Annotated in this window: 10 protein-coding genes; 5 read left to right on the top strand and 5 right to left on the bottom strand. The window is 71.2% G+C overall.

Going from position 1 to position 14,071, the window contains the following annotated elements; translation table 11 throughout:
* Positions 1–74: 74 nt before the first annotated feature.
* The 3 genes from OG446_RS13080 to OG446_RS13070 form a co-directional block, all read right to left on the bottom strand.
* Positions 75–1,130, bottom strand: a complete 1,056-nt coding sequence (locus OG446_RS13080) for a hypothetical protein (RefSeq protein ID WP_328894203.1) — start codon at positions 1,128–1,130, stop codon at positions 75–77.
* A 31-nt stretch (positions 1,131–1,161) separates the two neighbouring features.
* Positions 1,162–3,078: a DNA/RNA non-specific endonuclease gene (locus tag OG446_RS13075; protein WP_328894202.1), complete on the bottom strand. Its 1,917-nt coding sequence runs from the start codon at positions 3,076–3,078 to the stop codon at positions 1,162–1,164.
* Positions 3,079–3,160: 82 nt separating this feature from the next.
* On the bottom strand, positions 3,161–6,547 hold the full coding sequence (locus OG446_RS13070) for an ALF repeat-containing protein (RefSeq protein ID WP_328894201.1): 3,387 nt from the start codon (positions 6,545–6,547) through the stop codon (positions 3,161–3,163).
* 583 nt (positions 6,548–7,130) lie between these two features.
* Here OG446_RS13070 and OG446_RS13065 point away from each other — a divergent pair.
* From OG446_RS13065 to OG446_RS13055, 3 genes are all read left to right on the top strand, one after another.
* On the top strand, positions 7,131–7,574 hold the full coding sequence (locus OG446_RS13065; protein WP_328894200.1) for a hypothetical protein: 444 nt from the start codon (positions 7,131–7,133) through the stop codon (positions 7,572–7,574).
* 79 nt (positions 7,575–7,653) lie between these two features.
* Positions 7,654–9,867 (top strand): trypsin-like serine protease, encoded by a 2,214-nt coding sequence (locus OG446_RS13060; protein WP_328894199.1) that lies wholly within the window; start codon positions 7,654–7,656, stop codon positions 9,865–9,867.
* A 365-nt stretch (positions 9,868–10,232) separates the two neighbouring features.
* A complete protein-coding gene (locus OG446_RS13055; protein ID WP_328894198.1) occupies positions 10,233–10,388 on the top strand; it encodes a hypothetical protein in 156 nt (51 codons plus the stop codon).
* 234 nt (positions 10,389–10,622) lie between these two features.
* Here OG446_RS13055 and OG446_RS13050 read toward each other — a convergent pair whose 3' ends face one another.
* Positions 10,623–11,246, bottom strand: coding sequence for a histidine phosphatase family protein (locus tag OG446_RS13050; protein WP_328894197.1), 624 nt, complete (start codon positions 11,244–11,246; stop codon positions 10,623–10,625).
* A 309-nt stretch (positions 11,247–11,555) separates the two neighbouring features.
* On the opposite strand from OG446_RS13050, the gene OG446_RS13045 reads away from it, so the two are divergent.
* A complete protein-coding gene (locus OG446_RS13045) occupies positions 11,556–12,125 on the top strand; it encodes a peroxiredoxin (RefSeq protein ID WP_328894196.1) in 570 nt (189 codons plus the stop codon).
* A gap of 166 nt (positions 12,126–12,291) precedes the next feature.
* Positions 12,292–13,317: a tetratricopeptide repeat protein gene (locus OG446_RS13040; protein WP_328894195.1), complete on the top strand. Its 1,026-nt coding sequence runs from the start codon at positions 12,292–12,294 to the stop codon at positions 13,315–13,317.
* A 231-nt stretch (positions 13,318–13,548) separates the two neighbouring features.
* Here the strand turns inward: OG446_RS13040 and OG446_RS13035 are convergent, their stop codons facing one another.
* Positions 13,549–13,923 carry a hypothetical protein gene (locus tag OG446_RS13035; protein WP_328894194.1) on the bottom strand — a complete coding sequence of 125 codons (375 nt, stop codon included), beginning with the start codon at positions 13,921–13,923 and terminating at the stop codon, positions 13,549–13,551.
* Positions 13,924–14,071: the final 148 nt, after the last annotated feature.

Genomic DNA, 14,071 nt, shown 5'->3' with positions numbered 1-14,071 from the left:
GGCGCGGACGGGGATTCTCCCGGGCCGGCGGCGAGCGGCGAGCGCGACATGTCAGGCGGCTCCCGGCGTACCGGCTACTGGATCAGTTCGATGTGGGGATGGTCGACCGAGACCGGGCAGGCGTGGAGCTGCAGGTTGTAGCCGCGGGCGATGTCGAGCTCGGTGGGATGTTGGGACGTGGGCAGTGGGAGGGGCGAGGTGGGGTTTGCCCCGTCCTCGTCAGGGGCCCAGTCCTTGGTGTTCGCACTCCATTCGGAGCCGGCGATGGTCAGCAGCGGGTCTGTGGAGGTGCCGCATTCCGGGCAGTGCCGGGGCATGGGGTCGGTGAGCCCCCAGCGGGTCCAGCCGCCGACCTTCCAGCCGGGGGCGACGGACAGTTGGCTCGCGTAGAAGTCACCCGGATCGACCCAGTAGGAAATGTCGACCGCCGCTCCGGCCGCCTGCCAGTTGGACCAGTCGAGCAGTATCTCTCGCAGCTCCTTGCTCAGCTCCAAGGGGTCGGGGTATTCGGTGATCTGTTCCGGTGCGAGCAGGCACGGCTCCGGCAGGTAGCCGCGGGATTGCATCGCGGACGGCTCCGGTGGTGCGTCGAGTACGTTGGTGATCTCGGCGGTGGACCGCCAGCGCAATGTGGTCGTGGGGTTCGCCGGGTGGTCGAAGGGACACCAGAGCACCTGGAGCAGATCGGCCTCGGACTGCCCGGGCGGGCGCAGGCCGGGAACATCGCGCACGTACAGCTGGGCCATGGGAAGCATGGCGACGGGCCCCTCGGGCCATGGGCGTCCAGCCTTGATCCGCTTCGCGATCGCTGCTTCTTCAGGCGTGTACCGGGCGGCCAGGGGGAGATCGGGGTCGCTGCACGGCCGGCCGGTCAGTTCCGCCCGGATGCGCCGCTCCCACCGGACGTCGGCCGGGGAGAGGGCCAGCTGCCGTCCGTACCGTACGTGGGGCCCCGCGCAGTGGGGCCATGGCTCGTCGGCGGGCCACAGGAGTGGTCCGCCGACGGAGCTGTCGTGCATGGTCGGCGACCCGGGCCGCGGGTGCAGGCGGGTCGCCGTGCGTGCCAGCGGGGCAAGTTGAGGGAAGAGCGCGGTCACGTCGTGCGGCCGCGGTGGCGTAGTGATACTCATGATTGCTCCCGATGGCACGAACTGACCTAAGTCAGTTTCCCAGGTTGTAACTTCCGCTATTGCCCTGGGTATTGGGGATGAATTCGTCGTCGAAAACCGGATGTGACCATCCGTTCGCCCGCACCAGCGTACCGGTCATGTTCACCCCAATGGGGATCGTACTGTCGGCGCTCTCGTAGACGGGTGTCACCTCATAGAAGATCGAGTCGTTCGGACCGAAATCGTCGGCATCCAGCTCGTTGACCACTTCGGCCTCGTGGGTCCGCATACTCGGTGTTCCCGTATTCATTCCCACCTGCCAGCAGGGAACGAGGTTGGTCAGCCCGCCGTCTCCGACCAGGCCGGTGCCACCGAAGACATTGGCGATCAGGTGGCATCGGGCGAGCCCGGCCGTAGGCACGCCGGGGAGCGCGGCGAACGCCTGGGCATCCTGCCACCCGGTGATCTCCCCGCCCGTGGCGTCGCTTCCCAGCTCGTACGGGTTACCGAGGCAGGCCTGAGCCACGCTCGCCCGCTCCCCGGCCGGGCTGGACGGGTCGGTCCTGTTGATGTGGGGGACCGTCTCAGTGGTGTTCTTGATCCACCCGCGGCCGGACTGCCGGGAGCCTGACGGCGGGCTGTTCAGGCAGGAGCCGGGGGATGTCGCCGTGACCTTCAGCTCGAACTGATCGGCGTCGATCACTCTCTGGGCCTGGAATCCCGAGGTGAGTTGGGTATCGGCGAAACTCTTGTTGCCGGCCGGGACGTGGGCCCGCACGCAAGGGGTGGTGGGATCCAGGTCCGAACCGCCGTTCAGCGCGGTGAAATCCCAACCGCCGTTGCTGAAGCTGGGAATGACCTCGGCACACTGGGAGCCGTCGATGCCGCCTTCCTGTGTCTCCGCGAAGGGAAAGCCGGCGCAGGTGTCGTCCGGAATGATGTCGATGGCCGTGAAGCTGCCGCAGGTCCTGTTCGCGCGATCAGAAATGCCGCTCGTCGCCCGGGTCAGGAGCTTGTCGCGCCCCCAGTGATCGTCCAGGTTCGTCTGGGCCCACACGTAGGCGGCCACCGCGGCGCCCTGGCCCGAGGTGCGGGTGTCCATCGGCACGACAGGCGTGATCGAGGGGACCGCACACCCCGCCACCGAAGTGCCCCCGACCGCGTCGTCGCACCTGATCTGACGCGCGTTCTTCCATGACGCGTTCGGGTCGACCGCCGTCGCACCCGGGGACGTCACGTACATCGCGTACGACGTGAGGAAGGAGGCGGAGGAGCCCGTCGTCTGCGGCGAGGAGTAGGTGACGGTGCCGGTGAGGGTCTTCCCGACGACGAGGTCGCTGTTGTACCAGGGGGCGGTCTTGGTGGCGGTGCAGCCGGCGGTGCAGGAGGCGCGGAACTTGGCGTCCAGGGCGGTGACATCGCCGGCGGCGCTGGTCATCGTGACGGTGACCTGTTCGCTCCAGGTCGTGGCGGTCGCGGAGAGGTCGCCGCCGGTGGAGACCGCCAGGGTGCCGCGGCCGATCTCCACGCCGTTGGCGTTGCGGAGGATGTAGGTGACGTTGATTCCGGTCACGCAGTACGAGAAGCGCTCGTAGCTGTAGCTGCCGGGGTTGGTGATGTCGCAGCTTCCGACGTCGCCGGTGGCGGTGGCGGCGAAACCGGTGCGGGCCTCGGCCTTCGCCGGGGCGGGGGTGACCGTCACACAGGACTCGACGGCACCGGCGCGGCGCTCCTTGGAGCCCGGCGCGGTGGCGGTGCAGTCCTCACCGGAGCCGACCGCGAGTGTGCTGGTCTCGCTACTGGTGCCGGCGGCCTTCGTGGCCGACGTCGTGGTCGCCGGGGAGGGGGGCTGCTCTGCCGCCTGGCCCGTGACGGCCGTCGTGAGAACGAGGGTCAGGGCGGTGAGGCCGGTCAGGGCCGCTGAGCGGACGCGTCTTCCGGAGGCGCGCCCGGTACGTATTCCGTGCATGAAGGCAGGAACTTTCCGTGAAGGGGGATGGGGAGGGGCAGGGGGCGCCGCACGACGGCGGCGCCCCCTGGGCGGGAGGGGATCAGGCGGCCAGGCCCCAGATGTCGCTGAGGCCCTTCGTGATGCCGGAGACCAGGTCCTCGCCGGTGTCGGTGATCTTGCTGACGACGGGCTTGACGAGGCCGCCGCCGAGTGCCTTGTCGGCGGCGCCGACCCACTTGTAGGCGCCGAAGGAGACCAGGCTGAGGCCGGTGCCGACGGCGGACTCGAAGAAGGCGCCGCTGGTGAAGCCGTGCTCGATGCCCGTGAAGAGAGAGCCCAGGGCGCCCGCGCCCGCGGAGACGCCCGCGAAGAAGCCGGCCGCCGCGAGGGCCGGCGGGAAGACGAACGCGGCGAGGGCACAGCCGGCCGCCAGGAACCCGGCGCCGATGCTGACCACGTTGGCGGCGTCCGCGTAGAACTGGGCGTCGTTCCACCACTCGTCGGCGTCGCCGTCCGCGGTGCCGTTGGGGTTGACCTGGTTGTTCTTGTCGTTGTTGGCCGGGTCCTGCTTCGCCTCGCGTTCTTCCTGGGCCTTGAGGGCGGCAGCCTTGGCCTTGGCGATCTCCTCGGCCCGCTTCTTGTCGGCGGCGATCTGCTTGGCCTGGGAGTACGCGGCGGCGGCGGCCTTCGCGTCGGCGCTTGCCGCGAGCTCGGAGGCGCGGGCGGCGGCGGCCGACCGCTGGGCCGCGGCGGAGGAGGCCGCGGCGGCGCGGGCGGAGTCGATGGCCTTGTTCGCCGAGTAGTTGGCGGAACGGGAGGCGGAGCGGGCGGTCGCGGCGGCGTTCTTCGCCGTGGTGGCGGAGGCCTGGGCGTCGGCGGCCGACTTGTCGGCGGCGGTCGCGTTGTCCCGCGCCTGCTGGGCGTAGTCGTCGGCCTTGGCGGCGGAGTCGAGGGCCTTCTGCGCCCACTCCTGGGCCTCGGCGGCGGCGTTACGGGCGTCGGCGGCGGCCTTCGAGGCGAGGGCCGCGTCCTCCTGTGCCTTCTCGGCGATCTTCGCGGCCGCGGCGATGGCTCCGCGGACCGCGGCGACATGGGTGGCGGTGTCGAAATCGAGCTGCGCGGTGCGGTACTGGATCACGGTGATGAAGTTGCGCAGCATCCACGCCGGGCCCTCCAGCGCGACCTCCGCGTAGGCCTTGGTGAACGCACCGGCGGTGACGAGCAGTTGGTTGGCGCGGACCCGGTCGTCCTCCTGGACGGCCAGGGGGTAGTCGTGGTCGAAGAAGTAGTTGAGGGATTCGGTGGTGTTGGCGTCCAGCGCCTTGTTGCCGGCTTCCTTGACGGCCTTGCCCGCCGCCTCATCAGCCATGATCTTGTTGATCGCGACGCGCAGTTCCTCGTCCGAGGCGCGCTTCATCCCGCTGGTGAGGAAGTCCCCGACGGCGAGCGAGTCGTTGCTCTCCAGCGCGGCCGCGGCGGCCTCGGCGACCTTGGGTGCGCCGATCGTCGCCACGTGGAGGGTTGTCTCGCGGTCGTCCTGCCCCTGGGCGAGGGACCGGTCGAGGTCGATCCAGGCGAAGACGTCGTCGTCGGAACCGGCCAGCGCGTGCTGGGCCGCCTGACGGGTGTGGGCGCCGCGGGCGTCGATCAGGGCGACCGCGGCCTTGCGGCCCAGGGTCGCGGCGAGCGTCATGTCGCCGGAGTACAGGGCCGTTTCCGCGTTCGCGATGACGTCCTTGGTCTGCTGGCTGGTGCGCTCGGCCATCAGCCGCTTCTCGCGGACGTCGGACAGCTCGGTCTGCTCGATGGCGGCGAGCTGCTGGGCCTCCTCGATGGCCTGCTGCTTGTCCTGCTCCAGGGTCTGGGCCTCGGCGGCGCGGGCGTTCTTCTCCACCTCCAGGGCGTCGGTGATGGCCTGGGTGGCGAGGTTGGCCGCCTTCACGGCCTCGCCGGCGTGGGCGGTCGACTTGTTGGCGTAGTCGATGGCCTTGCCCGCGTTGAGGACGGCCTCGTCGGCGGCGGCTGCCGCCTTCTCGGCGTGGTCGGCCGCGGAGTTGGCGGCGACGGAGGCGGCGCGGGCCGCGGCCGCGGCGGTGGTCGCCAGGGCCTGGGCGGTGGAGGCGGCGTTGGTGGCGCGGTTGGCGGCGCTGGTGGCGATGGCGGCCTGGCGCTTGGCCTCGGCGGCCTCGGCCTGGGAGGCACCGGCCGCGACGGCGGCCTGGGCGGCGGCGGTGGCCGCGGCGGCCGAGTTCCGTGCGGCGGAGGCGGCGGAGTTGCCGGCGGCCTTGCACGCGTCGCCGGCGAGGGCCGCCTTCAGAGCGGCGGCGGCGGCCGAACGGGCCTTGGAGGCGGCGTTCTTGGCGGCGACCGCGGCGTCCTTGGCGATCTGCGTCTTGCCGGCGTCCTTGGACGCGGCGATCGCGGCGTTGTAGGCGCGGGCCGCGGCGTTGCCCGCCTTCGAGGCGGCCTGTGCGGCGCCGACGGCCGCCCAGGAGGCACGGCGGGACGCCTTCACCGCGGCGTTGGAGGCGTTGATGGCGTTGCGTGCGGCGTCCGCCGCGCCCTTGGCCGCGCTTGCCGCCTTGCGCGCCGCGGCTGCCGACTTCTGTACGTCGTTCTGGGCGGCGGACGCCTCGGCGGCGGCCTTCTCCGCGGCTTCCTTGGCCTTCGCGGCGGCGGTCTCGGCGCGGGCTCCTGCCTCGACGGCCAGGTTGGTCTCGCGTTCGGCGCGCTTGCCCTCGCGCTCGACGACGGCCACCAGTTCCTCGATGGTCGCCGACTCCTGGTCGCGGGCGCGCGCGATGTGCTGGCCGGTCTCCATGAACCACTCGGCATCGGCCGCGGTGCCGCTGAGCGCGCGGTCCGCGTACTTCTGCACCTCCGGACCACCGGACATCAGCATGGCGCTGACCTGGACCCGGGTGTCCTCCAGGCGCGCGTCGTACTGCTGGTCGGCGAGGAAGGCGGTGAGCGCCGGAGCGGTGCCGGTGTCGAGGGCGGCGTTGGCCTCGCGTACCACCGCCTTGTCACCGGTGGACGCGACGATGCTGGTGGCGACCTGGAGGTCCTCGAGGATGGCGGGGCCGAAGCCGTCCTTGAGGAAGTCGGCTATGGAGGTGTCGCCGTTGTCCAGAGCGGCGACGGCCTCCCGGCGCAGGCCCTTGCCCGCGCGGTCCAGGCTGCGGACGATCGCGACCCGGTTGTCCTCCACGGTCTGCTTCGGCAGCGTCTCGGCGAGGAAGGTCTGGATGTCGGCTTCCGCGCCGTAGAGGGCCTCGGCGGCGGCGGCCTTGACGGCCTTGCCGCCGGTCAGCCACGCGCCGACGACCCGGGCGCGGTCGGTGTCCGGCAGCGGTACGGGTTCGGGCGCGGTGCCTTCGGTGGCAGCGGCGGTGGCCGGCATCAGGACCGAAGGGGTGGCCGCGACGGCGGTCACGGCGGCGAGAGCGCCGAGCACGCGGCGTCTGCTCCAGAACGTTGTCTGCATAAGGGAATTCCTCGCGAAGGCAGTGGGGTGAGGCCCGTCGCAATCCTGTGGGCAGGGCTCGCCACGGAATGCGGTGGGGGCATTCACTGGATTCCGGTGACCCTATCAACGCGAGCCGAGGAAAGCCGAGTTGCGTATCCCGGATATGCAACTCGGCCGCCATGCAGGCATTTACGTAGCCGTATCTGGACAATTCAGTTCGGCTGCACATTAAGCATTTACGTGACCCGCACAACTGTCCGTACAACCTTTTCGCGAGATGGTGAAGGTCACATCCGGTGCGCGGTCAATGCCCGATTTTGAGTGGATCAAGGCGCTGGACCAGGCCTTTTCTTCGTGCTGGCATGGCGGGTGCCCACCGCGATGACGCAGTGTCATGACCCTTGCCACGGGGTCGGACGAGCCATCCCAAGGCAGCGCCACAGCCCTTGGATGCAGGGCCTGTTTCGTATGTCCGTGATTCCGTTTCGAACTGAGGAATGCCATGAGGAGACACAGCACAATGACCGTGCGGCAGCGGAGAAACCGGCTTGCGGTAAGGATTCTCGGCACTGCGGCGACCGGTGCTCTCGCGATCCTTGCGATGACCACCGGATTCCTTGGGACGCCCGCCCATGAGACGTCCCCCGGGCTGGTCGCGGACGGAACCCCGGGCTATGCCGTCGAGGACTACAACTACCCGCAGGCCGACAAGATCCTGGCGGAGAAGAACCTCGTCCTGAAGCGCGGCGACGGCCACATCACGCTCGCCGACTGTGCGACCGGCACCGGGCAGCTCGAGCTCCTGGCCCGTGACAACGCTGCCAAGATCTGCTTCGACGTCATCGGCAACGAGGGCTGGCTGACCCTGGAGATCCCCGCCGTCTACTCGATCAAGGGCAACGACTACTCCACCACCGTCGACATGACCGTCGGCACCGAGGAGAAGTCCTTCGACATCACCAAGAACACCTGGACCCCGGTGGGCGAGTCCGCGGACGCGGAGGGCCGGGAGCACATGCTCGTGGAGATCCGGGCAGCCAAGTAGCCGCGCTCAGGGCCCCCGACGGCGCCCTGTTCAGCACCGCAGACCCCTCGTCCACGTCCAGCAAGGAACCCTGAATCCCATGCGCCTTACCAGACGCTCCCGCGTTCTCGCCGCGGCCACCTCCCTCGTGGCCGTGCCGCTCGCGCTGTGCGCCGTACCCGCCGCCGCCGTCACCGGACCGGCCTCCGCGGCCTCCGACACCACCCACGCCTACACCGCGCAGATCATCGTCGGAGCGAACGACCGCGGCTGCTCCGGTGTCCTGGTCGACGCCGAATGGCTGCTCACCGCCGCGAGCTGCTTCGCCGCCGACCCGGCGCAGAGCCTCTCCGTGACCGCCGGGGTCCCGGCGTCGAACGTGACCGCGACGATCGGCCGCACCGACCTCACCTCGACCTCCGGTGCCCAGCGCAAGATCGTCGAACTGGTGCCGCGCACCGACCGTGACGTGGTCCTGGCCCGCCTCGACCGGCCCGTCACCGACGTCGCCCCCGCCACCCTGGCCACCGCGGCCCCGGCCGCGGGCGAGGAGCTGAAGTTCGCGGGATACGGCCGCACCAAGGACGAATGGGCGCCGCTGAACCTGCACACCGGCACCTACACCGTGGACTCGGCCACCGCGACCACGGCGGCCGTCACCGGCAAGGACGCCGCCGCGTGCATGGGTGACTCCGGCGGCCCGGTCCTCCGCGGCACCGGCACCGCGGCACAGCTGGTGGCGCTGAACAGCCAGTCCTTCCAGGGCGGTTGCTTCGGCAGCGACGAGACGCAGACCAGCACCGCGGGCGTCACCGCCCGCGTCGACGACCTGAAGTCCTGGATCGACTCCAAGGTCGGCGCCACCGCCATCACCGACTTCAACGGGGACGGCGTCGAGGACATCGCCGTCGCCGACGCCAAGGCGACCGTGGGCGGCGACGCCGGAGCCGGCCTCGTCCGGATCGTGTACGGCGCCGGCAAGGGCATCGCGCAGATCGACCAGGACCTGGACTGGGTGGCCGGCTCGGGCGAGGCGAACGACGGTTTCGGCGAGGCGCTCGCCACCGTCGACTACAACCAGGACGGCTACACCGACCTGGTGGTCGCGACCCCGGGTGAAGCGGTGGACGGCGCCTCGGACGCCGGCATGGTCGACATACTCTTCGGCGGCGCCGGCGGCCTGGGCACCGGCGCGGTGAAGAGTCAGCACCTCGAGCAGGGCGCGGGCACCGGCGCACTCTCCGTCTCGGCCTCCGAGGCCGGCGACAACATGGGCAAGGCCCTTGCGGCCGGCACCACGGCCGCGGGCCGCCCGTGGATCCTCATCGGCGTACCGGGCGAGTCCGTCGGCACCGAGGACGCCGCCGGGATGGCCTTCTACGTCTACGGTGACACCAGCCGCTCCCTCCACCAGGACCTGCCGACCGGGGTGCCCGGAGCGCCCGAGGCGGGCGACAGGTTCGGCGCCTCCGTCACCGGTGACGGGAACTTCTTCGCCATCGGCGCTCCCGGCGAGGACCTCGACACCGCAGCCGACGCCGGCCAGGTGGCCCTGTTCAACCACACCCTGGACGCGGACGGCCGGCCCACCAGCATCGGCGGTGTCGACCAGGGCAACGACGCGGTGAGCGGCGCCGCCGAGACGGGCGACGAGTTCGGCGCCGCCCTGGCCATGACCGCGTACCGCGCCTCCGCCACGGCCGGCGCCACCACCTCGATGCTGGCGATCGGTTCGCCGGGCGAGACCACCGCCTCCGGCGGCGTCGACCACGCGGACGCCGGACGGGCCGTCCTGGTGCGGATCAACGCCGACAACACCTGGACCTACCTGCGCGAACTGCGGCAGGGCGAAGCGGACGACACGGTCTCGGGTACCTCGGAGACCGGCGACCGGATGGGCGAGAGCCTGACCGCGATCAACACCGCGCCGCGCCAGGTGGCCACCGCCTCCTCCCTGCTCGTCGCCGTCGGAACCCCGGGCGAGGCCATCGGCACGGAGAAGGAATCCGGCGCGATCCACGTCTTCTCGATGCTGGGCGCGGCCGGTGACAACGATCTGTGGATCGAGGCCGGCGACGGCGACGGCATCCCCGGCACCTCCAAGGCGGGCCAGCGCCTGGGCGAGAGCATCCACTTCACCGGCACCCGCCTCTACGCCGGCCTGCCCTACGGCCCCAGCACCTACGGTGCGCTGTACGCCCTGCCGGTCGGCAACGTCATCCCCGGCGGCACCGACGGCACGGTGACCACGTACCAGCCCGGCACCGGCGGCCTGCCCGCAGCCGGCAGCGCCTTCGGCCACGCCGCGCGCTGAGCCACCACCCGGAGGGCGCGGGGCGAGAATCACCATCGCCCCGCGCCCTTCGGGCATGCACGGGGCCACGGGACCGTGACGCGCCCCCTCGGTATACACAGAGTCACCGCGACGCCCGCCCCCGACTCCTCGCCCGGGTGAGCCCAGGGCTGCGGCCGAACCCCTGCGCCCCGGACGAAGCGCCTGGCACGTGCGTGAAGGGCGCCGTGACCGATCACCGGAATTCGGACGCCGATCTCGGCCCGGCATCATGCAACGACCGGAAGAGGCCCGGCCGGCCCGGGGCTGCTACCGTCACGCGGCACCGTCCCCAGAAGTGAGGAACCTCGTCCGTGATCGGTCAACTGTCCCGATATACCCGGCATATGGCCATGCTGGTCATCCTCGGCATCCTGATGATCCTGCTCTCGCAGATGGGCTCGTCGTCGTCGGGCTTCCTTCTTACGGGGATCGTCACCACCCTGGTCGGGGTGGGTCTCATCGTCCTTACGGTCGTGGGCGGACGCCGGCAGCGCCGATAGTCGTCACCCGCGTACGGGCCCGCCGATAGCCGTCACCCGCGTACGGGCCCGCCGTCCATGCCCCGGTACGCTCCTGCGCCTCTTGCCCCTGCTCGGGGCAGGAGGCGCACTGCATCGGTGCGCGTCGCGCCCGTGGTCGCGGGGCCGGATCCGGCCGGGCCGTAATCCGGGGTTGGAGTGGCCGCCGCGGACGAGGCCGCGCCCCGCCGACGCATACGCCTCCTCGACGCACCCTCAGAGGTGAAGGTCGGCCGGAAAGCAGGCCGCGCGCAGCTCCGTGGGCAGGTGCCCGGTGTCGTTGTAGAGGAGCACGGCCGCGGGCCGGCCGGGCTCGTACCGGATCACGGTCAGGGCGGCGTTGGCGTGGTAGAGGCCCATCCACCGCCACTTCGGAGCGTCGAGGGCATCCCGGACGAGCCAGCCGGTGAGGAAGTTGTGGGTGACGAGCAGTTCGTGACGCGGCTGCTCCCCGTCCACCGGCCCCGTGAACCGTACGAGGGCTTCCCGGGCCAACTCTGGCCCCCGTTCGCGCTCCTGGGCGGGAAACCCGGCCAGGCGGGCGACCATGGCGGCGGCCGATTCCGGAGGCAGCTCGTGTCGTTGCGGCAGGTACGGAACGTAGTCCCCAGCCGGCTCGGACACCTGAAGGGGAACGCCGTCGAGCTGTTCACGGATCAGCCGGGCGGTCTGCGCGGCCCGGGGAAGGGGGCCGTGGTGGATGGCCGTGAGAGGGCAGCCCCGGAGCCGCTGACCCAGAAGTACCGCTTGCCGTCGACCGCTCTCCGTCAGCTCGCTCTCGTCCGGTGAGGCTTCGCCGTGGCGCGTGAGGTAGAGGTAACGGGTGGCTGTTGCGGTCATGGAGGCGAGGTCCTCTGGAAGCGTGTCGGTGATCGTCCGAGTCCTTGAAAGGACGCCGCCGGGTGCCCTCGTGGTTCCCGCCGCGGGCGTGGACGTGGCGCGGAGCCGGGGGCCGGCAGACCTCGCCCGGCAGGCCCTTGACGTTGCCCCCGGGGGCAGGGTTTACGGTCGTCGGACCATGAGGATCAGTGAGGTCGCGCGCTGCGGATCGAGGAACTCACCGCCCGCCGGTCCGTACCGGCCCGGCATCCGCACGAGGCAGCCCACCGCAACAGCCGCGCCCACGCCGAGGGCGCCGAGGAGAACACCGTGAGCCACCTGACCGATCTGCCCGCAGACCTCCCCGTCCCCGAGGACGACGGAGCGGCCGCCCATCTCCCGGGCCGCCCGGTCCCGGACGTCGAACTGCCCGACACCACCGGGGGCAACGTCGCGCTGCACGATCTGGGCGAGGGCCGGTCGATCGTCTACTGCTACCCGCTCACCGGACGCCCCGACACCGACCTTCCCGAAGGCTGGAACAGCATCCCCGGAGCACGCGGGTGCACCAGCGAGGCGTGCGACTTCCGCGACCACCACGACGACCTCAAGGCCGCCGGGGTGACCCATGTGTTCGGGCTGTCCAGCCAGGACACCGCGTACCAGCAGGAGGTCGTGGACCGGCTCCGGCTCCCGTTCCCGATGCTCTCCGACACCGGCTTCCGGCTCTCCGCCCTGCTCGGGCTGCCCACCTTCCGGGCCGACGGGGTGCCCCTGTACAAGCGCATCACCCTCGTCATCCGTGACGGCGTGATCGAGCACGTCTTCTATCCGGTCTTCCCGCCGAACACCCACGCACAGCAGGTACTGGAATGGCTCAGGGAGAGGGATGAGGGATGAGGGAGGCCTCATGGCTGTCCGTGCGTGAGCGGGACCACCCGACGGGCGTCCCGCGCCCGCCATCCGCACCTGCGGTGCGGCCGGCCGGGGCCGGAACCGCGCGAGCCGCCGTCGCCGTCTCACAGCACGCACGATCGGCGCACCACTGACGCGTAAGGGGCGTCTCATGCGGGGGAGTTCAAGGAACGAGGGGACGGGCGGCGACGAGGACGGCGGTCTGCGTGCGGACGTCGAGGCCCGGCGTCTGCGTGAGCGTGCCGAGGACGGCCGTCTGCGTGAGGCCGCCGAGGCGGGGGATACCGAGGCGATGTTCTGGTACGGCCTGTATCTCGGTACGCACAACGACCGGCCCGGCGGCGAACGTTGGCTGCGCCTGGCCGCCGAGATGAGGCATCCCGATGCGGCCGCCGCCCTCGGGGCGATGATCGGGGAGTGGGGACGGTACGCCGAGGCCGAGGCACTGCTGCGGGAGGCTGCCGGGGGCGGGCACGTGCGCGCGATGGAGATGCTCGGGTATCTCCTGAGGCGGCGCGGCGAGCACGTCGAGTCCGAGCGCTGGTACCGGCGTTCGGCGGATGGCGGCAACACGCACGCGATGGCCGTCCTCGGCGAGCTGTGTCAGAAGCGGGGCGCCGAAGCAGGGGCCGAGAGCTGGTACCGCCGGGCCGCCGAGGCGGGTCTCGCCGACGCGGCCTACGCCCTCGGGCAGCTGCTGTACCAGCGGGGCGACGTCGACGAGTCCGCACGGTGGGCCCGGCAGGCGGCGGACGGCGGATCCACCGCAGCGATGAACGCCCTGGGCGCACTGTCCCTGGAGAAGGGCGACCAGGAGGCGGCGAAGTCCTGGTACCGCAAGTCGGCCAGGGCCGGCGACGACGAGGGCGCCCGCCGGCTCACGGACCTGCTCAGCCGCTCCGAGCTGGCCGCCGAACTCGACGCATGGATGACCGAACGTGCCCGGAAGGGGGACGCCAAAGCGGCGTACGAGTTGGGGCGTTCCAGGGAACGGGCTCGTGATCTGCACGCGGCGCAGGGCTGGTACGAGAAGGCCGCCGAGGCCGGGCACATCGACGCGATGGTCCGGCTGGCGAACCTCTCGGAGCGGGAGGGACACACGCGGCAGGCGCAGGAGTGGTGCCGGCGAGCCGAAGAGGCGATGTCGCAGCAGGGGGACGAGGGCCAGGGCCAGTAGACACCCGTGGCCGGACCGGCCGGCCGACCCTCGCCGCGCGCGGCCGACCGTTCGCCGCCCAGGCGGTTACCGCGCGCGGCCTACCGTTCTCTGCCCAGGCGCGTGCCGCGCGAGACCGGCCGCTGTCCGCCAGGCGGGGTACCGCGCAGGGCTTACCGCTTCTCTGCCCAGGCGCGTGCCGCGCGAGACCGACCGCTGTCCGCCAGGCGGGGTACCGCGCGCGGCCGACCGCTATCCGCCCAGGCGGGTCGCCATCTGCGCCGCCTTGTCCGCGTCCAGCGGATAGGGAGACCCGTACAGCATCTCGCCGGTGACCACGGCGGGCCCGGTGACCGGAGGTGAACCGTGCTCGGCCGCGAGGCTGCTCGCCGCGGCGTTGGGCGCACCCGGGTGGGGCCGGCCGGGCGCGATCTCGGAGTGCCAGAGGGTCAGTTCGTCACTGATCCTGGTCGACCGTATGTGCTCGGATCCCAGGAGGCGGCTGACCTCCTGCACGAGCTCCATCCCGAACAGGGAGGTCGGCACGTTCTTCACGTGCCCGTCTTTCATCAGCAGCAGTCGGTGTGTTCCGTTGCTGCTTTCCTTGCGGCGGCTGAAGAGTCCCATCCGGCGACCCTAGCGCCATGAGCGTGCCACACAAGGGGAGTTGAGCCGGTCGTCGCGCACGTGCATGCGCACAGGGTGATCCGTTCCGTGACCGAATCGGTCATCATTCGTGCTGCCCGCCACCGGCGCACCCGTACAGGGTGGGGCA

Source organism: Streptomyces sp. NBC_00236 (assembly GCF_036195045.1).
Lineage (GTDB): Bacteria > Actinomycetota > Actinomycetes > Streptomycetales > Streptomycetaceae > Streptomyces.
The sequence above is the reverse complement of the archived record's forward strand: the minus strand, read 5'-3'. Positions and strand labels throughout refer to the sequence as shown.

What these genes read in the sequence shown, in the direction of transcription:
- OG446_RS13080 (WP_328894203.1), bottom strand. Translation starts at nt 1,130, where the DNA reads ATGAGTATCACTACGCCACCGCGGCCGCACGACGTGACCGCGCTCTTC.
- OG446_RS13075 (WP_328894202.1), bottom strand. Translation starts at nt 3,078, where the DNA reads ATGCACGGAATACGTACCGGGCGCGCCTCCGGAAGACGCGTCCGCTCA.
- OG446_RS13070 (WP_328894201.1), bottom strand. Translation starts at nt 6,547, where the DNA reads ATGCAGACAACGTTCTGGAGCAGACGCCGCGTGCTCGGCGCTCTCGCC.
- OG446_RS13065 (WP_328894200.1), top strand. Translation starts at nt 7,131, where the DNA reads ATGACCACCGGATTCCTTGGGACGCCCGCCCATGAGACGTCCCCCGGG.
- OG446_RS13060 (WP_328894199.1), top strand. Translation starts at nt 7,654, where the DNA reads ATGCGCCTTACCAGACGCTCCCGCGTTCTCGCCGCGGCCACCTCCCTC.
- OG446_RS13055 (WP_328894198.1), top strand. Translation starts at nt 10,233, where the DNA reads ATGGCCATGCTGGTCATCCTCGGCATCCTGATGATCCTGCTCTCGCAG.
- OG446_RS13050 (WP_328894197.1), bottom strand. Translation starts at nt 11,246, where the DNA reads ATGACCGCAACAGCCACCCGTTACCTCTACCTCACGCGCCACGGCGAA.
- OG446_RS13040 (WP_328894195.1), top strand. Translation starts at nt 12,292, where the DNA reads ATGCGGGGGAGTTCAAGGAACGAGGGGACGGGCGGCGACGAGGACGGC.
- OG446_RS13035 (WP_328894194.1), bottom strand. Translation starts at nt 13,923, where the DNA reads ATGGGACTCTTCAGCCGCCGCAAGGAAAGCAGCAACGGAACACACCGA.